At 49.1% G+C, this 19,699-nt stretch carries 21 protein-coding genes; 15 read left to right on the top strand and 6 right to left on the bottom strand.

Annotated features, from left to right (window positions below; all coding sequences use genetic code 11):
* The first annotated feature begins 36 nt into the window (after positions 1–36).
* Positions 37–228: a hypothetical protein gene (locus tag H6G00_RS05950; protein WP_190645186.1), complete on the top strand. Its 192-nt coding sequence runs from the start codon at positions 37–39 to the stop codon at positions 226–228.
* A 16-nt stretch (positions 229–244) separates the two neighbouring features.
* Here H6G00_RS05950 and H6G00_RS05945 read toward each other — a convergent pair whose 3' ends face one another.
* Together H6G00_RS05945 and H6G00_RS05940 are read right to left on the bottom strand one after the other, a co-directional pair.
* Positions 245–1,000, bottom strand: a complete 756-nt coding sequence (locus H6G00_RS05945) for a hypothetical protein (protein WP_190796029.1) — start codon at positions 998–1,000, stop codon at positions 245–247.
* A gap of 292 nt (positions 1,001–1,292) precedes the next feature.
* Positions 1,293–2,285 carry a metallophosphoesterase gene (locus H6G00_RS05940; RefSeq protein ID WP_190796028.1) on the bottom strand — a complete coding sequence of 331 codons (993 nt, stop codon included), beginning with the start codon at positions 2,283–2,285 and terminating at the stop codon, positions 1,293–1,295.
* A gap of 228 nt (positions 2,286–2,513) precedes the next feature.
* On the opposite strand from H6G00_RS05940, the gene H6G00_RS05935 reads away from it, so the two are divergent.
* The 7 genes from H6G00_RS05935 to hpsE (H6G00_RS05905) all read left to right on the top strand — a co-directional run bounded on the left by H6G00_RS05935 (position 2,514) and on the right by hpsE (H6G00_RS05905) (position 10,411).
* Positions 2,514–3,419 (top strand): ABC transporter permease, encoded by a 906-nt coding sequence (locus H6G00_RS05935; RefSeq protein ID WP_190687354.1) that lies wholly within the window; start codon positions 2,514–2,516, stop codon positions 3,417–3,419.
* 137 nt (positions 3,420–3,556) lie between these two features.
* Complete coding sequence (locus tag H6G00_RS05930; protein WP_190796027.1) at positions 3,557–3,934, top strand: hypothetical protein; 378 nt, start codon at positions 3,557–3,559, stop codon at positions 3,932–3,934.
* 63 nt (positions 3,935–3,997) lie between these two features.
* Positions 3,998–4,594 carry a DUF924 family protein gene (locus tag H6G00_RS05925; protein WP_190796026.1) on the top strand — a complete coding sequence of 199 codons (597 nt, stop codon included), beginning with the start codon at positions 3,998–4,000 and terminating at the stop codon, positions 4,592–4,594.
* A gap of 426 nt (positions 4,595–5,020) precedes the next feature.
* Positions 5,021–6,400, top strand: coding sequence for a DUF3747 domain-containing protein (locus tag H6G00_RS05920; RefSeq protein WP_190796025.1), 1,380 nt, complete (start codon positions 5,021–5,023; stop codon positions 6,398–6,400).
* A 370-nt stretch (positions 6,401–6,770) separates the two neighbouring features.
* On the top strand, positions 6,771–7,199 hold the full coding sequence (locus tag H6G00_RS05915) for a DUF3887 domain-containing protein (RefSeq protein WP_190645179.1): 429 nt from the start codon (positions 6,771–6,773) through the stop codon (positions 7,197–7,199).
* A gap of 186 nt (positions 7,200–7,385) precedes the next feature.
* The gene (gene uvrB / locus H6G00_RS05910) at positions 7,386–9,383 is read left to right on the top strand and encodes an excinuclease ABC subunit UvrB (RefSeq protein ID WP_190687368.1); all 1,998 of its coding nucleotides are present in this window, start codon (positions 7,386–7,388) and stop codon (positions 9,381–9,383) included.
* Positions 9,384–9,457: 74 nt separating this feature from the next.
* Positions 9,458–10,411: a hormogonium polysaccharide biosynthesis glycosyltransferase HpsE gene (gene hpsE, locus H6G00_RS05905; protein ID WP_190796024.1), complete on the top strand. Its 954-nt coding sequence runs from the start codon at positions 9,458–9,460 to the stop codon at positions 10,409–10,411.
* Between the two features lie 91 nt (positions 10,412–10,502).
* On the opposite strand, the gene H6G00_RS05900 is transcribed toward hpsE (H6G00_RS05905), so the two are convergent.
* Entirely contained in the window at positions 10,503–10,808 is a 306-nt protein-coding gene (locus H6G00_RS05900) for a HepT-like ribonuclease domain-containing protein (protein ID WP_190796023.1), read from the bottom strand.
* A complete protein-coding gene (locus H6G00_RS05895; protein WP_190796022.1) occupies positions 10,798–11,088 on the bottom strand; it encodes a nucleotidyltransferase family protein in 291 nt (96 codons plus the stop codon). Before H6G00_RS05895 ends, H6G00_RS05900 begins: the two co-directional genes overlap by 11 nt.
* A 140-nt stretch (positions 11,089–11,228) precedes the next feature.
* Between H6G00_RS05895 and hpsE (H6G00_RS05890) the strand changes: the two genes are divergently transcribed.
* Genes hpsE (H6G00_RS05890) through H6G00_RS05880 form a run of 3 tightly spaced genes read left to right on the top strand, consistent with a single transcriptional unit; the run spans position 11,229 to position 14,192 of the window.
* Positions 11,229–12,176: a hormogonium polysaccharide biosynthesis glycosyltransferase HpsE gene (hpsE, locus tag H6G00_RS05890; protein WP_190796021.1), complete on the top strand. Its 948-nt coding sequence runs from the start codon at positions 11,229–11,231 to the stop codon at positions 12,174–12,176.
* 9 nt (positions 12,177–12,185) lie between these two features.
* Positions 12,186–13,178 carry a glycosyltransferase gene (locus tag H6G00_RS05885; protein WP_190796020.1) on the top strand — a complete coding sequence of 331 codons (993 nt, stop codon included), beginning with the start codon at positions 12,186–12,188 and terminating at the stop codon, positions 13,176–13,178.
* Between the two features lie 33 nt (positions 13,179–13,211).
* Positions 13,212–14,192: a glycosyltransferase gene (locus H6G00_RS05880; protein ID WP_190796019.1), complete on the top strand. Its 981-nt coding sequence runs from the start codon at positions 13,212–13,214 to the stop codon at positions 14,190–14,192.
* Positions 14,193–14,302: 110 nt separating this feature from the next.
* Here H6G00_RS05880 and H6G00_RS05875 read toward each other — a convergent pair whose 3' ends face one another.
* Together H6G00_RS05875 and H6G00_RS05870 are read right to left on the bottom strand one after the other, a co-directional pair.
* Entirely contained in the window at positions 14,303–14,938 is a 636-nt protein-coding gene (locus H6G00_RS05875; protein WP_190796018.1) for a CHRD domain-containing protein, read from the bottom strand.
* 83 nt (positions 14,939–15,021) lie between these two features.
* The gene (locus H6G00_RS05870) at positions 15,022–16,530 is read right to left on the bottom strand and encodes a UbiD family decarboxylase (RefSeq protein ID WP_190645285.1); all 1,509 of its coding nucleotides are present in this window, start codon (positions 16,528–16,530) and stop codon (positions 15,022–15,024) included.
* 169 nt (positions 16,531–16,699) lie between these two features.
* On the opposite strand from H6G00_RS05870, the gene H6G00_RS05865 reads away from it, so the two are divergent.
* The 4 genes from H6G00_RS05865 to H6G00_RS05850 all read left to right on the top strand — a co-directional run bounded on the left by H6G00_RS05865 (position 16,700) and on the right by H6G00_RS05850 (position 19,461).
* Positions 16,700–17,431 carry an ABC transporter ATP-binding protein gene (locus tag H6G00_RS05865; RefSeq protein ID WP_190645172.1) on the top strand — a complete coding sequence of 244 codons (732 nt, stop codon included), beginning with the start codon at positions 16,700–16,702 and terminating at the stop codon, positions 17,429–17,431.
* 9 nt (positions 17,432–17,440) lie between these two features.
* Positions 17,441–17,959 carry a M67 family metallopeptidase gene (locus H6G00_RS05860; protein WP_190796017.1) on the top strand — a complete coding sequence of 173 codons (519 nt, stop codon included), beginning with the start codon at positions 17,441–17,443 and terminating at the stop codon, positions 17,957–17,959.
* A gap of 74 nt (positions 17,960–18,033) precedes the next feature.
* On the top strand, positions 18,034–19,206 hold the full coding sequence (moeB, locus tag H6G00_RS05855; protein ID WP_190796016.1) for a molybdopterin-synthase adenylyltransferase MoeB: 1,173 nt from the start codon (positions 18,034–18,036) through the stop codon (positions 19,204–19,206).
* A 27-nt stretch (positions 19,207–19,233) separates the two neighbouring features.
* Positions 19,234–19,461: a hypothetical protein gene (locus H6G00_RS05850; RefSeq protein WP_190796015.1), complete on the top strand. Its 228-nt coding sequence runs from the start codon at positions 19,234–19,236 to the stop codon at positions 19,459–19,461.
* Positions 19,462–19,699 lie beyond the last annotated feature (238 nt).

The following is a 19,699-nucleotide window of genomic DNA, read 5'->3' as shown; positions in this document are numbered from 1 at the left end:
CTGGAGCAATCCTCAGAGAAGCGCAAACAGAGCCGAATGAAAGCTACGCTACTGGCACTTATCGGGATTGCCACAGCCATTAGTAGTGCAGTTGCCGGAGCCAATGAGTTTGCAACGCAAGTACAGGAACTCTCAGACAAACTAGGTATTCCTCTTCCCATCGAACAGGTTGAACCTCAATTCCAACAGAAGGATACGATCGCTGTGAAGGCAACTGGCTCAGATTGAAGAAAGCCATTAGCCCTTATATCCCTTTGAGGAATTCCTTGAACCAGCGATTTCGTCGGAGGTAGAGGAATAGAGCGATCGCCGCTCCCAAAACAACAATCAAAATAATGGGTTGCCAGTCAGGTTGGGGTTGCTCAGCGGTGGAGTAACTGCTGTTCTGCTCGTTTAGGATAAAAGGTCTGATAAACAAAACAGAGAGGAATCCAATCAGAATCGAAACCGCAAACGAGAATGAAGCCGATGGTTTTCGGGGCGATCGCTGGGGTGCTTGGGGAGATATTAATGGAACAGGCTCAGTAGGTATTTGACTGGGGAGTGGTGGAATCGAAGGACTAACTGATGGTGGCAAAGGAACTGGAGGAATGCGTTCTGATGGTAAAGTCGTCTCTTGCTGCGATCGCTCCAACTTCTGTTTCAGCTCCTCTATAGTTTGCTTGAACTCCTGATTACTAGCCTGAAGTTCTTCTCGCTCCCGCTGAATTTGATCGCGTTCCTTCTCGACTTCCTCCAATTCCTTTTGCGCCTTGGCGGTGTCCTTCAAGACGGTGGTGAGCAGCACCGGGGCAGTTAACCCAGAGTAGAAGGCAGCCCATCGAGTCGATGGCTCCAGCACCCAGGCGATGAATCCACCCACGATCAGAAAAGGGATGGAAAAGATTAGATAGCCCCACGACCAGCGAAATACGGGCTGCGATCGCAGATTATAGAGCCTCAAAGCTTCTGGAGCGGCTGCCCCAACGCAACCAATCCAAAAATTGGGGTCAATGTTCATGAGTTTGGGCGGCAGGTAACTGAATTGCCCTGATCATATTCTTTGACAACAAAAAGACCTAGCATCGCTGCCAGGTCGAGAGTGTAGTTCTTGCAAGGAATTTCCAATGACACATCGAAAACGTGAGTTTATGGTTCCCAGACTGCAAGGCTAACTCACAGCGATCGCCCACAAAAAAACCTGACATTGCTGCCAGGTCTAGAGAGAAAACCCATGACAAATCAAAAACGTAAGCTTATGGTTCCCAACCCGTGTTGCGCCTAACATTGTCAAAGCAGAAGAATAGTCGTCTCTAAATTGAGAAACGGCTTCGATTTGCGTCAACGATCATTTGCTCAAACTCGAATAGATTGGGGTTGGAGGCGTTTACGGTGGCGCGTAGCCAGTGAACGTTGGGGGAGCCGAAGGTTTCGACGCGGGTGAAGTTTTCCAATGGCGGAATTCCTTCGTGGGTGAAGTGCAGCAGCGGTTTGTCAATCCGAAAGTAGTGGCTGTCTCCGTGAACTAGAACCACTTGCCCCCGAAAGTTAAAGGTTTCAGTTTCTAAAGCGCCAAGGAAATCGTTGAAGCCGGTGCGTTCGGCTGGCTCTAGCTCAAAGTTTGGGTTTGCCTGGATGATTAACATAATGCCGCGATCGCCATTTTGCTTGGCCAACGTAAAAGCCTCCTGCATCCAGGCTAAATTGGCTATGTTCCGTTCCCGATATTCAGCATCGCCCTCGGGTGTGCGTCCAAAGCCGTTGTTGCTTCCTGTCACATTCAGCCCGACAAACAGCACGTCACCATAGCTCCAGCGCACATTTTCTCGGAACTTTGCAAATCGGGAGTTTTCGCTTTGTCGGCTCAGAGACAGCGTTCGTTTGCCCAAACTCTGGTTGCCTTGGGTAAACAGGTCGCGAAATTTTTCCAGTCGCTCAAGTGGGTCATAGCTGCCATTGCTTTCGCGGTAGCAGTCCGTCCACTCGTTGTCACCAGGGACGTAAATCAAAGGCAGTTCAAACCGATCAAATAGTTGCTTACGTTGGGCAAATACTTCATCACTGCACAAATCAGTACCGCTCTTGAAGTCACCATCATGCACCACAAATCTGGAATCTGATTGGTTAATCTGGTCAGTCAAATTGCCAAATTTCTCAATCTGGTCATTGTCATAAGGCAAATCGCCAATCAACGCAAAAGAAAATCCCTCACCTTTCTGGCTAAACGATGGGTGAGCAACTGCCCACAGCCCCAAACTGATCACCAAAGTAGACAAAAAAGCAATTAGAAAAGCCTGTGGGCGCATTTAACCTCCTAAAGCCATATGACAAGCTGCATGAATTCCTATTTAGTCATAGCCAAAGAACTTTAGGGAAAGAGTAATAAATTGCGGATGCAGAACTTGAGGGACTTAAACCTTGAGAGACTTAGCCAACGCAAAACCCAACGTCAGATGCGCTAGTGTAAAAACAGAGCCTCAAATTAGAAGCTTTGAATCATAGATAAAAAGCCTTGAACGATATAGAGGAGTCCCATGAGTCAGACGATTACCCCACCTCCCACAGAACTGAGTAATCCTGAGCTTCGCCCATCGAGTGCGAAAGTGGCAATCGCCCCTCCTCCTGGTTTTTTCTCTGGCGAGTTTGTGCAGGAAACGCTGGCACTCACGCGGCGGCTATTCATTCAACTTCAGCGACGACCCAGCACCCTGATTGCCGGAATCATTCAACCTTTGATGTGGCTGGTGCTATTTGGCGCACTGTTCCAAAACGTTCCTCAAGGATTATTTGGTGAAAGTGCCAATTATGGGCAGTTCTTGGGCGCAGGAATCATTGTCTTTACCGCCTTTGGTGGAGCGCTAAACGCCGGACTGCCAGTCATGTTCGACCGCGAGTTTGGTTTCCTTAATCGGCTGCTGGTTGCTCCCTTGGCTTCGCGTTTTTCCATCGTTTTGGCATCGGCAATCTTTATTGCGACGCTAAGCATGGTGCAGACGGTTTCGATCGTTGCCCTTAGCGCATTTCTCGGTGCAGGCTTGCCAAATCCGCTGGGTCTAGGACTGGTAGTGGCGATCGTGCTGATGCTGGTGCTGGGTGTAACGGCATTGAGCTTAGGGCTGGCGTTTGCGCTACCGGGGCACATTGAGCTAATTGCCGTGATTTTTGTCACGAACTTGCCGCTACTGTTTGCCAGTACTGCTTTAGCACCGATAGAGTTTATGCCAGGTTGGTTACAGACGGTGGCTAGCCTAAATCCACTCACTTACGCGATTGAACCAATCCGCTATATCTATGTTCACAGCGATTGGTCGTTAAATAGCATCATTCTTCATGCTCCATTTGCAGAGGTGACCTTGGGAATGGCGCTGATTGTGCTGCTGGGTTTTGATGCGATCGCCCTCCTCAGCATCCGTTCCCTGCTTCGCCGTTCCTTTGCTTGATTGTCCTGACTTTCCTCAAATTGGGCGATCGAATTTGGGCAAGTTGCCAGAGTGAATTATCCAATTGGGAGCAAGTTCTCATCAATTTCCGTCTTGAATAGTGTTGACCAAACAATTTGGTATTTGAGCTTAGTTCTATGAAGACTGCATTTCTGATAACACTCCTGCGTTCTACTTCTGCTGTGCTGATGGCTGTGGGAGTTTTGGCTACAGCATCCCTCCAACCGAGTGTGGCTCAAACGGTTGACCAGTTAGACAACTCTCTGAGTGGAGATGGCGACAGTTCTGATCCTTTCTCAGGCAGGGGCAACCAGTCTGGTAGTCTGCTTGACCTGATCCACCGGGTCACACTAGGGAATGATCGCACTCCATCTGAATACAACTCGACGCAGCAAGAAAACCTGGGGACTGCAGCTACAGACTTTCGCACTCGACAACTAGAACTTTTGCGCGAGCAAAACCAAAATCAGCCTGAAACCCAAGAATCTAGCGAGATTCCAGCAGAAAGTAACTAGGGCTCAACGCTCCTATACTTACTGTCGCCGTCTCCCACCTTCCACCCTTGCATCTCCCCTTTTATGGCACAGATAGATGACGTGCTGAACTTTTGGTTTGCCGACCCTCAAACGGGATTGGCTAACTATGCTCAATGGCGCAAGGTCTGGTTTATTAAGAATGCGGCGTTTGATCAACAGGTGCGCGATCGCTTCCTCACCACCTACGAACAAGCAGCAGCAGGCAAACTTGACCATTGGCAAGATTCCCCCGCTGGTTGTCTAGCATTAATCCTAGTGCTAGATCAGTTTCCCCGAAATATGTTTCGCCGCGATCCCAGGGCTTTTGCAACTGATCTAAAAGCTGTGGAGACAACGCAAAGGGCGATCGCCAGAGAGTTTCACCAGCAGCTAAAGCCGCTCCAACAGCTTTTTCTCTACCTGCCGCTAGAACACAGCGAAAACTTAGATCCCCAAAACCATTGCGTTGCTCTGTTTCACAAACTCGTCACAGACCAGCCGGAGCTGGGCAAAGAGTTTGAAGATACCTATTCTTACGCAGTCCGGCATCAGGCAATAGTCAAACGCTTCGGACGGTTTCCCCACCGCAACGAAATTTTGGGACGAGAAACCACACCCGAAGAAGCAGAGTTTCTGAAAGAACCAGGTTCTTCTTTCTGAGCTAGACGGACCTAAATCCTGAATTCTTCCACTTCATACGCAAACGCGTTGGTTTTGATGTGTTGTACCACACAATCTCGCTAACCCGTATGGAGGAGGGCAAAGAGAGCATTCAGTGAGACGGTAATAAATGTCGCTAAATGCGATTCGCTCTTCCCACAGGACACATCTCAAACTGTCCCACACTTAGCCATTTGATTAAGCTATTTTTCCAGTTCTCCAAAACGCTGAAATGATTGTTATCACCCGATCTCCGGTCTATCTATTAGAATCAGGTGGGATGAAGCTCACTGGCACAATCACAGAACTTCAACCACCTTCTCCTCAGAACTGAGGTTTCCGAAGAATAATAGTTTTATACCCAACAGGGAGTTTGCACAGTCTCTCTGGAGATTCCAAGCTAATCAGAATCCTCGTAGGTAATTCATGAAATCCTCCATCCGCCGTTCTATTGCTGCCCTTGCCATTGCTGCATCTACTGCAATGGGTAGCATCGCGATTCCCTCTAGCCCAGCGATCGCCGTCACCTTTGAGCAGCAAGAAGTTAACCAAACAGAATTCCTCGCAGTCGCCGCCCCCCGCACTTCTGCTGGCACTTCCCACTACCTCGTCGTCATGCGGCAGAGAAGCAATGCCCGTCCTTGCTGGGGTGTGTCAGGCTCAAACCCAACAATTGTTGACCCACTCTGGCTTAACTTTGACTTCACCGGAATCTGCGGTCGTAGCCTGGATAGCAACGGCTACTCTCTTCGTGCCGCAGGTGAAGATTTGGGCTTGCAGTACAGCCTTCGCGTCGTCAACCGAGGCGGTGATCTGACCCTGGTCGCTGCACCCAACCGCCCAGGTGGACAGCAAATCGAAATCGCTAAAGCAAACGGCACAACTACTGGCTTTGCCAAGCTTAACCTCAACCCAGGCTGGCGTTTTGCTGAGCGCTCGTTCCAGGGAAGAGGCACAGGACACATCTACATTGCCACAGATACCCCACTTGCTCAGCTGACTACTCCTGGCACGGGCACTCCGGGCACAGGTACTCCCGGTACAGGTACCCCAGGCACAGGTACTCCGGGCACAGGTACTCCCGGTACAGGTACAACATTCCGTGACGTTGCGGGTGACACCTATGCCAACGAGATTCAGCGAGCTGTTAACGTTGGCTTTATCTCAGGCTTCTCTGAAGACAACACCTTCCGACCACGTTCTCCTCTAACCCGTGAGCAGCTTGTCTCACTGGTTCTAGAATCGCTGGATCGAGTACCTAATCTTAATCTGACCATTCCTACCCAAACCAGCAGCAGACCTTATCCAGATGTAGATGCGTCTCGTTGGAGTGCCGCTAAGATTCAGTTTGCTCGTGCTAACAACATCATCAGCGGCTACGAAGACGGTACTTTCCGTCCTACCCAACCTGTTACACGGGCTGAAATGATTGCAGTACTGAGCAGAGCCGCTCAATACGGTCAAAACCTGCAAGGACGCGGTACTCAGCTCCAATCGCAGCAACCCAGAACCTTCTCTGATACTTCTGGTCACTGGGCTGCTCAAGTGATCAGCCAGATGTCGGGTTACTGCGGCGTTGCCTCTCCAGTGAATGAGACGGGAACTGCCTTTAGTCCCAATAGTCAAGCACTGCGTAACTACGCTGCTGCTGCCACCTTGCGGATGTACAACTGTCTCTCTGGACAGCAGCCTCAAACACAGCCACCTCAAGGCGGAACTGGACAGCAAACCCAGCCACAGCCAACCCCAGGTGGAACTGGACAGCAAACCCAGCCGACGCCGACCCCAGGCGGAACCCGACAGTAAGTGAGCTGGCGTTAGGTAGCGTCCTCTAAATGCTACCTTGCAGAGTTCAAATTGCTCCGGATGGCGGAGTCGAGCTCAGGAAAAGGAAAAATTAGGGGCAAAGCATTTTGCCCCTCTGATTCTCTTAAAACTTACACAATCATCCATAGAACAAGGGCTTAAAACTCTTGTTAGTATGGCGATCGCTTGACTTTTGCTTGTGTAAGTCCTCTCTCTTAATCTGCATTGGTTTTCAGCATCCAGACGATGTCCCTCAACCTTCTGCTTAGCAAAGGCACAAAATCTACCTGGATGTCGTCATTCTGATAGATCGGCCTTTGGTTCTCCCCTCACTCAATTCACCTAAATTAAAACAACCAAGGAAACTTAAATGAAAAAGTGCATCCCAGTTCTATTGCTTGGTGTCGCCCTTGCGGCTGGTGCTCTTCCTGCTCAGGCTCAGGATGCTGTGCCTGCTGCACCTCTGTCTGTTGAACAATCGCAAGATTTGACAACGACTGCGCAGGATTTTGTCGATAACCTGGTAGCAGGTGACTACAACGCTGCGCTTCAGATGTATGACCCTGCTGTGAGAACGAGCATCACCACCGACACTCTGCGTCAGGGTTGGGAAGAAGCCATTGCTGCAAATGGAGCATTCCAGCGCGTTGTTGGTGTTGAAACCCAGGCACTAGAAGAGTCCGCAGACGGTTCTTACATTGCGATCGTCACGACCGAATTTGAGAACGGCACGGTTGATTTTCTCGTAAACTTCACGGGTCAAAATCAAATTGTTAGCATTTTCCCAGTGGCTGAATAGAGCGTTCTAGACGAGCCAGAATCTATCTAAAATGGGGTGTTGGAATGACCTTTACGGATTCCAGCACCCCGTTTTAATAGCTGCTTTAATCAAAATTCGTTAGGATGCCATCAGTAGATATTCACAAAAACTCAATAATTTCTCAGTTGGCTGGTGTTTCTTTAGGAATGGCTGCTGAAACTCTTTATGGAATTTCAAATTAAGGCTCCGTTTGAACCAACAGGCGACCAACCGACGGCGATCGCCCAACTCGTATCAAGCATCAATGCAGGGCACCGCTTCCAAACCCTGCGTGGCGCAACTGGAACAGGCAAAACCCATACGATGGCAAGGGTGATTGAAAAAGTGGGTCGCCCGACGCTCGTGTTGGCGCACAACAAAACGCTGGCAGCGCAGCTCTGTAATGAGTTGCGCGAGTTTTTCCCAGACAACGCAGTTGAGTACTTCATCAGCTATTACGACTACTATCAGCCCGAAGCCTACATTCCCGTTACTGACACCTACATTGCCAAGACTGCTTCAATCAACGACGAGATTGATATGCTGCGGCACTCGGCAACGCGATCGCTGTTTGAACGGCAAGATGTGATTGTCGTCGCTTCGATTAGCTGCATTTACGGTTTGGGAATTCCCTCGGAATACCTCAAGGCCTCGATTCCGTTTCGAGTGGGCATGGAGGTTGATCAGCGGCAGGTTTTGCGCGACCTAGCATCGGTGCAGTACGAGCGAAATGACTTGGACGTGGGGCGCGGCAAGTTTCGGGTGAAGGGTGACGTGCTAGAAATTGGCCCAGCCTATGAAGATCGCCTGATCCGGATTGAGTTTTTTGGCGACGAAATTGACGCAATTCGCTACATCGACCCCATCACGGGCGAAACGTTGCAAAGCATGGAAGCGCTGAACGTCTATCCAGCTCGTCACTTTGTCACGCCGGATGAGCGGCTGGAAGTGGCCTGTGACGCGATTCAGCAGGAATTGCGCGATCGCCTGGAAGAACTAGAAAAAGACAACAAGTTGCTAGAAGCACAGCGGCTCGAACAGCGCACCCGTTATGACCTGGAAATGCTGCGTGAGGTCGGCTACTGCAACGGCGTTGAAAACTATGCTCGTCATTTGGCAGGACGCATTCCGGGGTCGCCGCCAGAGTGTTTGCTCGACTATTTTCCTGATGATTGGTTGCTGGTGATCGATGAGTCTCACGTCTCAATTCCGCAAATTCGAGCGATGTACAATGGCGATCGCGCCCGCAAACTCGTCCTGATTGAACACGGATTTCGCCTGCCTAGTGCCGCCGATAACCGTCCACTCAAAGCTGAGGAATTCTGGGACAAGGTCAAGCAGTGCGTATTCGTTTCCGCAACTCCTGGCGATTGGGAAGTAGAAATCTCTGAAGATCGCGTGATCGAGCAGGTAATTCGCCCAACTGGAGTAGTCGATCCCGAAATCTTTGTACGCCCTAGCGAAGGGCAAATTGACGATCTGCTGGGTGAAATCCAGACGCGCATCAGCCGCTCAGAGCGCACCCTGGTGACGACTCTGACTAAGCGAATGGCGGAAGACCTAACCGAATACCTCCAGGAACGGGGCATTCGAGTTCGTTACCTGCACTCTGAGATTAACTCGATTGAGCGCATCGAGATTCTGCAAGACTTGCGCGAGGGAGTCTTTGACGTGCTGATCGGAGTGAACCTGCTGCGGGAAGGTCTGGACTTACCGGAGGTGTCGCTGGTAGCGATCCTTGATGCTGACAAGGAAGGATTTTTGCGGGCAGAGCGATCGCTTATTCAAACCATCGGTCGCGCCGCTCGTCACGTTCAAGGGCAGGCTATTCTTTACGCTGACAATCTTACAGACAGCATGGCCAAGGCAATTAGCACGACAGAACGTCGCCGCGAAATCCAGATAGAGTACAACATCAAGCACAACATCACGCCGCAGCCCATCGTCAAAAGGCAGCGAAATTCGATTCTCTCTTTCCTGGAAGTCTCCCGACGGCTGAATGCTCAAGAGCTAGAGGTTGCCTACGAACATGCTGACGATCTACCGCTAGAAAACATTCCGGAACTGATTACCCAGCTTGAAAGTCAAATGAAAGATGCAGCCAAGCGGCTGGAGTTTGAAGAAGCAGCTAAGTTGCGCGATCGCATCAAGCACCTGCGCGATAAACTCTTGGGCAAACACTGAAGCCACTCCCGACTGAAATTGATATCTTGTTCGAGGTTGATATTTTCTACGTGGTGCTTGCCAGGTCTAAAAGCATGGTCGATTTGACAGTAGCCATTCCCACCTACAACGGTGCCCAGCGTTTGCCAGATGTACTAGAAGCACTGAAATCCCAAACGGGCACTGAGGCTTTTACCTGGGAAGTCCTCGTCGTTGACAACAACAGTCGCGACACAACAGCCGAAGTCGTCAAAGCCTATCAACAAGACAGCCCTTACCCAGTCCGCTACTGTCTTGAAGCCATGCAGGGAGCTGGCTTCGCCCGCAAACGCGCCATCCAGGAAGCCCAAAGTGGACTGATCGGCTTCCTGGATGACGATAATATTCCCCATGCAAACTGGATTGCTGCCGCCTACGCTTTCGCTCAAGAACATCCAAACGCAGGAGCGATCGCCAGTCGAATTCAAGGAGAGTTTGAGGTCGAACCACCCGAAGAGTTCAACCGCCTTTTGTCCTTCTTGGCGCTAACCGAACGCGGCCCTGATCCGCTAATTTATGAACCTGCCAAAAAAGTGCTGCCCCCCTCGGCTGGGCTAGTTATCCGCAAACAGGCATGGATAGAAAACGTGCCCGATCGCCTGATCCTAAACGGCAGAGTTGATGGCAACATGCTGACTGCCGAAGATTTAGAAATGCTTTCCTACATACAGCGATCAGGCTGGGAAATTTGGTATAACCCAGCAATGCAGGTGCGCCACAAAATTCCCAAACAGCGATTAGAACGGGAATACCTGATTCCCTTCTTTCGCGGCATTGGACTGAGCCGCTACGTTACCCGAATGCTCAGCGTTCAACCCTGGCAGCGATCGCCCGCCCTGATTGCCTACACACTCAACGACATTCGCAAAATCACCTTACATCTGCTCAAACACCGCACGAAAGTCAAAACTGACCTCGTTGCAGCCTGCGAATTAGAGCTATTTACTAGCAGCTTAATCAGTCCTTTTTATTTGTGGAGAAAAGGCTATTTAAGCTCTAAGAAAACCTAAACTTTAGCAAAGATAGAATAGTGCTTAGCGTTTACAAACACTTATCTTGGACTTTAGCCATACAAGGCTAGCAACTGGCGAAGAGAATGCTCTAATGCAAAAGGTCTGCTTGAATTGTTTGCCAGATGATAGATAAGTTCACCTGAAAATATTCGTGAATTACAATATTTCGTATTCCGCGCACGTCAAGCCAGGGAATTTCGGGCTGTAAATCTTCTATTTCAGGTGGAATACTGCGAACTGCCTCACCAATAATTGCAAGATTATATAAAACTGCTCTGACTGTTTTTCGATCCTCTTGAAATTCTTCAAATGTTAACTCGGCTGTGAATTCATGAATTTCTGCGATCGCCGCCAATATGTCTCTTACTCGGTTCTGCCAATCCCTAGAAGGCACGGATTGCCTCCCTAAAGACAGGTTCTCGCAGATAAGGTTTGATTGAGTCGGGCGTACCCAAATCAACCGAACTCTCTAGAATCTTCTCTAGGTAGCGTTTCAGACGCACAAAGGTAAACAAACCGACTGGATACTCAAACTCCACTAGCAGATCAATATCACTATCTGTCCGCGCTTCATCTCTTGCCACAGAACCAAACAGCATTAAAGACTTTACACCAAAAGTCTTTAGTGTGTTCTGGTGGTTTGCCAGTATCATGAGAGCTTCCTGTCGCCGCATCACCCAGTCGAGAACGAAGTAAAAATTTAATGAAATTGTATACCCTTCAATACTGAACTTTCAGATGACCTATAGTGTTGAAACTTTGTATTACGAGAGTTACTAAGTTAATATAACTACGAAGGTAGGCGGGGCTGGGGATGCGAGTCGATTTTACGGTGGCTATACCAACCTACAATGGCGCAAAGCGGTTGCCTATCTTGTTGGAACGACTGCGATCGCAAATCAATCCCGACCCAATCCACTGGGAAATCCTGATCGTTGACAACAACAGCACTGACGAAACCGCGCAAATTATTCAAAACTATCAATCAAACTGGAACCAAAATTTCCCCCTCAGATATTCCTTTGAACCGGAGCAGGGAGCCGCTTTTGCCAGACACCGCGCTGTACGCGAAGCAAAAGCAGACCTAATTGGCTTCCTGGATGACGACAATTTACCTGACCTGAATTGGCTTTCAGCCTCCTATTCCTTTAGCCAAGAATACCCGAAAGCAGGAGCCTACGGTGGTCAAATTCACGGTGAATTTGAAGTGGAGCCACCCGCAGATTTCAACCAGATTCAGGCTTTTCTGGCAATTCGAGAGCATGGTCCGAACCCTAGCCGTTTTGATCCCGATAAACTTCAACTCCCTCCGGCGGCCTCGTTAGTCGTCCGTAAGCAAGCCTGGAACGACGTTCCACCCCGCCCAAACTTAACAGGTAAGCTACCTGGCTTATTTATCCAGGGTGACGATTATGAGCCGTTGCTTTACATGCACAAAGCTGGCTGGGAGATTTGGTATAACCCCGACATGCACACCTATCACCAAATCCCGCGTCAGCGCCTCGAAAGAAGCTATCTGCTGATGCTGGCTCGTGGCTGCGGTTTGGCTACTTATCAATTGCGAATGATCAATGCTACGCCCCAGCAGGCACCGCTAATTTTCACCAAAACTTTGATTGGAAATCTGCGGCGAATGCTTATGCACCTGCTTAAATATCGGGGGAAACTTAAAACTGAGCTCATTCCAGCATTTGAAATGGCATTCTACCGAGGCAGTTTAGAAAGTACTTTCTTCTCTTTCAGAAAACCTCAAATTAAATAGCTATATGACATGCCTTTAATATCCGTTGTTATTCCAGCCTATAACGCTGAGAAAACCATTAAAAGCACCGTTGAATCAGTTCTAAATCAGAGCTTTTCAGATCTTGAGCTGATTGTGATTAACGATGGGTCTAAAGACTCAACGCTTGATATTCTTTCTAATATTAAAGATTCTCGCCTTAAAGTTTTTTCTCATTCAAATTCTGGTCCCCAAATCAGTCGTAATCGCGGCATCAAGGAAGCCACTGGTGAATATATTTCCTTCCTGGATGCGGATGACCTATGGACACCCGATAAGCTTGAGTCTCAATTCAACGCACTTCAGGCTAACCTCGAAGCGGCTGTTGCCTATAGCTGGACAGACTGGATAGATGAGGGCGATCGCTTCCTCCGTCGAGGCACTCATATCAGCGCTACAGGCGATGTATTTGCCAAATTACTGCTCATCGACTTTGTAGAAAGTGGGTCCAATCCTCTCATTCGCCGCCATGCTTTAGAGGCGGTTGGTAGTTTCGATGAAGCTCTTGTTGGAGGACAAGATTGGGACATGTGGCTGCGTCTATCGGCTAAATTTCCTTTCACCGTTGTCTCATCGCCTCAAATTTTGTATCGTAAATATCCCAACTCCAACTCATGGTCTAACAATGTAGAAAGACAAGAAATTGGTTTCAAGCGAGTAATCAAGAAAGCGCTTTCTGAAGCTCCTGATTCGGTAAAGCGCTATCAGAAAGATATCATTTCTAATCGCTACAAATGCCTGATTGTAGATGCTTTAGAAAGACCCGCAGGCAGAAAACGCGCTCTAACAACCGCTAGATTTCTTTGGATTGCTCTAAAGAATGATCCGTCTTTACTTCGTGCAAGAGTTTTAGCTAAAGTCGTTTTGAAAACTGCCTTGGTAGGAGTACTGTCCGATCGCCAAGCACAAGCTTTGTTCAATAAATTAGGCAACCTTTCTGATGTGAAAGCGCTGCATGGGTATTTGCGATTAGATCCGTCTTAAATCAGGGAAAAATGTCTGAGGAGTTAGCATCAGATGCCGCTTATATCCGTAGTGATTCCAGTGTACAACGGCGAGAAAACGATTAAAGAAACCGTAGGGTCGGTTTTAAATCAGACCTTCTCAAACTTTGAACTAATTGTCATTAATGACGGTTCTCAGGATTCAACTTTAGAAATTCTTTCCAATATTTCAGATTCACGCCTCAAAGTTCTCTCCTATTCCAATGCTGGGTTAGCGGCTAGTAGAAATCGTGGCATTGAACAGGCTTCTGGTGAATATATTTCTTTTATTGATGCAGACGATCTCTGGACAGCAGACAAGCTAGAGGCTCAACTCAAGGCACTACAAGCAAATCTTCAAGCGAGTGTTGCCTACAGCTGGACAAACTGGATTGATGAATCAAATCAATTTCTGCGATCGGGCGGACACATTCTGGCAAGCGGTCAGGTTTATACAAAATTATTAATTAGAGACTTTGTTGAAAGCGGCTCCAATCCATTAATTCGTAAGCGGGCTTTAGACACGGTAGGCGGGTTTGATGGCTCCGTTCCTGGCGTTGAAGATTGGGATATGTGGCTTCGTTTGGCTGCACGTTATGAGTTCGTCGCAGTTCCGTCTCCTCAAATTCTGTATCGAATTTCTGCAAATTCCATGTCTACAAACGTGTGGAAAATGGAGAAATCGAGTTTGCGGGTGATTGAAAAAGCTTTTGCTGAAGCAAGCCAATCTTCAGAACTGGATTCTTCAACTGCCTTAAAGCGAAAAGTTTTAGGGAGCCGCTATCAATACTTGACTTTGAAAGCTTTAGAAGGCAATTTAGAGCGACGCAAAGGGTTAACTTCGGTGAGATTTTTTGGGATGGCGATCGCCAACGATCCTACCTGGTTAAAAAGACCCAAACTAATGGCAATTATTCTATTCAAAATCATGGTAGCTACCCTGCTGCCTCAATACCAAACCAGAAGGCTGTTAACAGCTATCAGAGCCTTACGCCAAAATCAAGCGCCTGCTTGATTCTACTGTTTGGTGCTGGTTTCTACATGAAGCTGCGCAATTTGAAGTATGTCCCATATATGCGAGATACGCTTCAAACTGTGCAGCCTTAAAGAGAACGGGTATAAGCTTTAATACGCCTGGAAGACTCCGCGCAATTCACCTGCCCGGTTCATTTGAGTGTGGAGGTCTACGTATAAGTTGCCGCTTGATAAAGCCTGTAGTTGTTCCTGAGTGAGCGTATATTCACCGGAGAATCTACCCTTTAGCTGACTCGCATCAGGAGTAACATCTAGAGCGTACTGAAATGCTCCGTTGGTAGTAGATTCGCCCTGGTGAATGTGGACTCCAGAAGTGATGTTTGGATTGGGTGGATCAAGGGGATCTGTTGCATAATCCCTTAAAGCGCTGGACAGGTTGCTAAAGTCTCCTTTTACGATTAGGCGATCGCCTACCAAAACTGCCCCTGCTGCACCAAAAGCCGAAGAAGATGGAGCTGTTGGCGCAATCACATTGTTTTTATTCAAAACAGCAACGTAGCGCATAATTGGGCCAGCGGTTGTATTTTGAGCCATAAGGATATCATCGGTTTCACTCAGATTTGCCACTAGCTGCTGATTGATCAAATCAAGATTTGAAGCCTGGAATGCTTGAGGCACGCTAATAGCAGAATTGCTAAAAGATGGCGCTGAGGAAAGGTTGATCAGCAATACGCAAGCGGCTACACCAAGGAGAAAGTTAAATAGAATCTGTCTTTTCCTGTTCATTGTTTGCCTAGCTGAGAAGTGATGGATTCAGCTAGTAATACGAACTTAAAGACGAGATGGATGCATGGAGATTTAGGGCTTCATTAGTGCATGTCATAGCCAAACAGATTGGGATCAACATCGCCTAACTTCAAGTCCGCCAGTCCATATTCTGCCCAACGCCGCTCAACCATTGCCGCTGTGTCAGCGTCAGATTCCAGTGGAGCACCCCATGCATGATCGGTTTCTGGCGGAATTTTGGTTGTTGCATCAATGCCCATGCGTCCGCCCAGTCCAATTTTTTCGCTGGCAAAGTCTAGAGTATCAAAGGGCGTTTCAGGCAAAATGAATACGTCTCGCACCGGATCGACTTTTGAGGTAATTGCCCATACCACCTGTCGGGGATCGCGGATATTGATGTCTTTATCCACCACGATCACGAATTTGGTGTAAGTGAATTGGGGCAAAGCGCTCCAGAAGGCGAGTGCAGCGCGACGAGCCTGCCCCGGATAAGCTTTGTCAATGGAAATAATTGCCGCTTTGTAGCTCAATGCTTCCATTGGCAAGAAGAAATCTACGATCTCGGAGACTTGCTGCCGCAGAATAGGCGTGTAGATGCGGTTGAGGGCGATCGCCATCATTGCTTCTTCCTTAGGCGGGCGACCGCTAAACGTCGTCAGGTAAATCGGATCTTTGCGGTGAGTGACGCAGTGAAACCGCACCAGAGGCGAATCTTCAACGCCACCGTAGTAGCCCATGTGGTCGCCAAACGGACCATCTGGCAGCATTTCGCCAGGTGTAATCGTGCCTTCCAAAACAAACTCTGAATCAGCTGGCACTTCCAAATCAACAGTTTTACATTTCGCCAGATTTACGCCAGAGCCGCCATAGAGCCCTGCAAACAGCCACTCCGACAGGTCTACTGGAATCGGGGTGGCGGCTGCCATGATAATTAGGGGATCAACCCCGAGGGCGATCGCCACTTCCAGTTTTTTACCCCGTTCCGCTGCCTTTCGCAGATGCCTCGCCCCACCCCGCACCGATAGCCAGTGGACGGTCATCGTATTTTTAGACTGAAGCTGAAGTCGATACACACCGACATTAGGAATTCCCGTCTCGCAGTCTTTTGTAATCACCAGTCCCAGCGTGATGATCTTTCCCGCATCGCCAGAATAGGGACGAATCATTGGAATCTGATTCAAATCCAACTCTTCACCCTTGACCACAACCTGGTGGCAGGGGGGCAGAAAATCTCGCCCTGGCTTAGCTTTCACCACGTCAAATAGAACTTTGCCAAACTCGATCGCCTGAGAAATTTTCTTGGGTGGCTTAGGCTGCTGCAACATGCCGAGCTTTTTGCCTAAATCCTCCAACTCTTCAGGACGCTCCATCTTCATAGCCCAGCAGATGCGCTCGACCGTGCCCATCACATTGACCGCAACGGAGTAGGGAGAGCCTTTCACATTCTCAAACAGCAGTGCTGGGCCGCCCCGCTGCAACATGCGGTTGGCAATTTCAGCAATTTCTAAATCAGGATCGACTGACGCCTTGATCCGGCGCAGTTGCCCCCGCTGTTCAATCTGTTTGAGGAATTCCCGTAAGTCTCTCGCCATGATGAAGCAATGTAAAGCATCTGCTCCCATTATGGGGCTTCTAGCACCAGAGGGCAGTGAGACTTCTTAAAATAGAACGGCAAAGCTGTAAGCTATAAACCTTAAAAGCTGGCTGTCAAACAGTAATCTTGAAAGATTAGCCCAACTATTTCTCTAACCCCTAGCCAGTATGACGAGTGCCGAACCCCTGCTTCAGGTTGAGGATGTCTACGCCGGATACATTCAGGATCTCGACATCCTTCAGGGTGTGAATTTCAAAATTTATCCAGGTGAATTGGTCGCGGTGATTGGACCCAACGGGGCAGGAAAGTCTACGCTGGCGAAAACGATTTTTGGCTTACTGACTCCGCACCGAGGCAAGATCAACTTCAAAAGCGAAAATATTGCGGGTTTGAAGTCTAACCAAATTGTGCAACGCGGCATGTGCTACGTGCCCCAGATCGCCAATGTGTTCCCCTCGCTGACGGTTGAAGAAAACCTGGAAATGGGGGCATTCACTCGTAGCACATCGCTAAAACCGTTGAAACAGCAAATTTTTGACACGTTTCCAATTTTGGCTGAGCGGCGGCGACAGCGAGCTGGCACCCTTTCTGGTGGCGAACGGCAGCAGCTTGCAATGGGGCGGGCATTGATGCTGCAACCAGATCTACTATTGCTAGATGAACCGTCTGCGGCTCTTTCTCCCCTGCTGGTTAACAGCGTGTTTGAGCGGATTCAGCAGATTAACCAGACAGGAACGGCGATCGTACTGGTTGAGCAGAACGCTCGAAAAGCTTTGGCAATGGCAGATCGAGGTTATGTCCTTGATACAGGGCGCGATCGCTTTGAAGGACCTGGTCCTGACCTGCTCAATGATCCAAAAGTCGGTGAACTCTACCTGGGCGCAACGACTGCTCATTAAATTCCATTAATGTCGCGTACCGTGCTTCAGATCAACCCTGACCACTTGCAAACTATCTTTGCTCACGCCGAACGCACTTACCCTGAAGAGTGCTGTGGGTTGCTGTTGGGTCAGGTTGAGCCTCAAGCTTCGGCGAGTCAAACTGAAACTCATAGGCTGGTAGAAGTTTGGGCGACCGAGAACACCTGGAATGCTGAGGCGGAAGCTGAAATGCGGGCGATTGCCCCTGAAACCGCTACTCATCCCCTCACCAAAGACCGTCGCTACTGGATTGATCCCAAAGAAATGCTAGAGGCGCAGCGCTACGCCCGCAGCAAGAATTTAGATATCGTGGGAATCTATCATTCTCATACAGACCACGCAGCAGTGCCTTCAGAGTGCGATCGCCTCTGCGCCTGGCCACACTACTCGTATCTGATTGTTTCCGTCCAGCAAGGCAATGCCCAAGACGTTCTATCCTGGAGATTGGACGAGAAACGACAGTTTCAATCCGAAGAAATTTTGACGGTCGCCCCCGCAAGCCCGTAAAATTCCATTCTCTACAGTTCGCTAGTTCTAACAGTTCGCCCTTTTACTGACCACTACTGTCTTCTGCCATTGCCATGCTAAATCCCAATCTGGAGCAAATCCAGCTCGACCGAGACGAATATGAACGCTATTCCCGTCACCTTATCCTGCCGGAAGTAGGATTAGAGGGACAAAAGCGGTTAAAAGCTGCCAGCGTACTGTGCATCGGCACAGGCGGTTTAGGCTCACCACTGCTGCTGTACCTTGCCGCCGCCGGAATTGGACGCATCGGCATCGTCGATTTTGACGTAGTCGATCACTCCAACCTACAGCGTCAGGTGATTCACGGCACGTCCTGGGTCGGCAAGCCCAAGATTGAGTCCGCCAAAGCGCGAATTTTAGAAATTAACCCCGCTTGCCAGGTCGATCTTCACGAAGTTCGCCTCTCTTCTGAAAATGCGCTGGATATCGTTGCGCCCTACGACATTGTGGTAGATGGCACCGACAACTTCCCCACTCGCTACCTGGTCAACGATGCCTGCGTTTTGCTTAACAAGCCCAACGTCTACGGCTCGATCTTCCGCTTTGAGGGTCAGGCAACGGTGTTTAACTATGAGGGCGGACCCAACTACCGCGACCTCTATCCCGAACCACCCCCACCCGGACTGGTGCCCTCTTGCGCTGAGGGCGGCGTGTTAGGAATTTTGCCAGGAATTATCGGCGTAATTCAGGCAACTGAGACGGTCAAAATCATTCTAGGACAGGGTAAAACCCTGAGCGGACGGCTGTTGCTGTACAACTCACTGGATATGACCTTCCGGGAGCTAAAGCTGCGTCCCAATCCTGTGCGTCCTGTGATCGAAAAACTAATTGACTACGAAGAATTTTGCGGTATCCCCCAAGCACAAGCAGCAGAAGCGGAGGAAAAAGCAGGTATGTCAGAAATGAGCGTTACGGAGTTGAAGCAACTGCTCGACAGCGATGCAGACGACTTTGTGCTGCTGGATGTTCGTAATCCCCACGAATACGAGATTGCCAAAATTCCTGGTTCAGTCCTAGTTCCCCTGCCAGAGATCGAAAATGGTGACGGAGTCGCCAAGGTCAAAGAATTGCTCAACGGTCATCGGTTGATTGCTCATTGCAAGATGGGCGGTCGTTCCGCCAAGGCGCTGGCGATTCTCAAAGAATCTGGAATTGAAGGAACTAATGTTGCAGGAGGCATCACTGCTTGGAGCCGGGAAGTTGATCCTTCCGTGCCAGAGTATTAAGTAAATCTCTAAAGGCTCACCTTAACTATGGCGATCGCTCAGTCTCAGCCTCCGGTTTTTTGGAAGCTGCTGATTGTTGAGAATGGGCTGGCGATCGCCCTCAAACCTCTAATGGGTGGACCTTCTGGCCAGGTGCAGCACTGGGTGGAGACTCAGTTCCCCGTGATTGTAGTCGGGGTGGAGATCGCTTTCCTTACTGCTACCTTCCGTGTATTTATCAGCAGACCTCAAATCCATCAGTTGGTGAAACCATAAGAACCACCGGTTTAATTACTCCCTTCCTGGTTAAAGATTAGGTACTAAAAGATTCAGGGATGCCCCCTCGTTAAGCGAGGGGGCATCCCTGAATCTTTTAGTGGGAAAGAAGTAGGTTGCTTAAGTTATACCAATTCTCTAAAGTTCAGCTACAGATAAGGCATCTAAAATAGACCGTCGCCCTACAATCGAGAAGATTACTTCTGGTGTTAAAGCATCAAGTCTCTCTTTCACCTGC

It is taken from the genome of Leptolyngbya sp. FACHB-541 (assembly GCF_014695875.1).
Lineage (GTDB): Bacteria > Cyanobacteriota > Cyanobacteriia > Elainellales > Elainellaceae > JAAUTN01.
The sequence above is the reverse complement of the archived record's forward strand: the minus strand, read 5'-3'. Positions and strand labels throughout refer to the sequence as shown.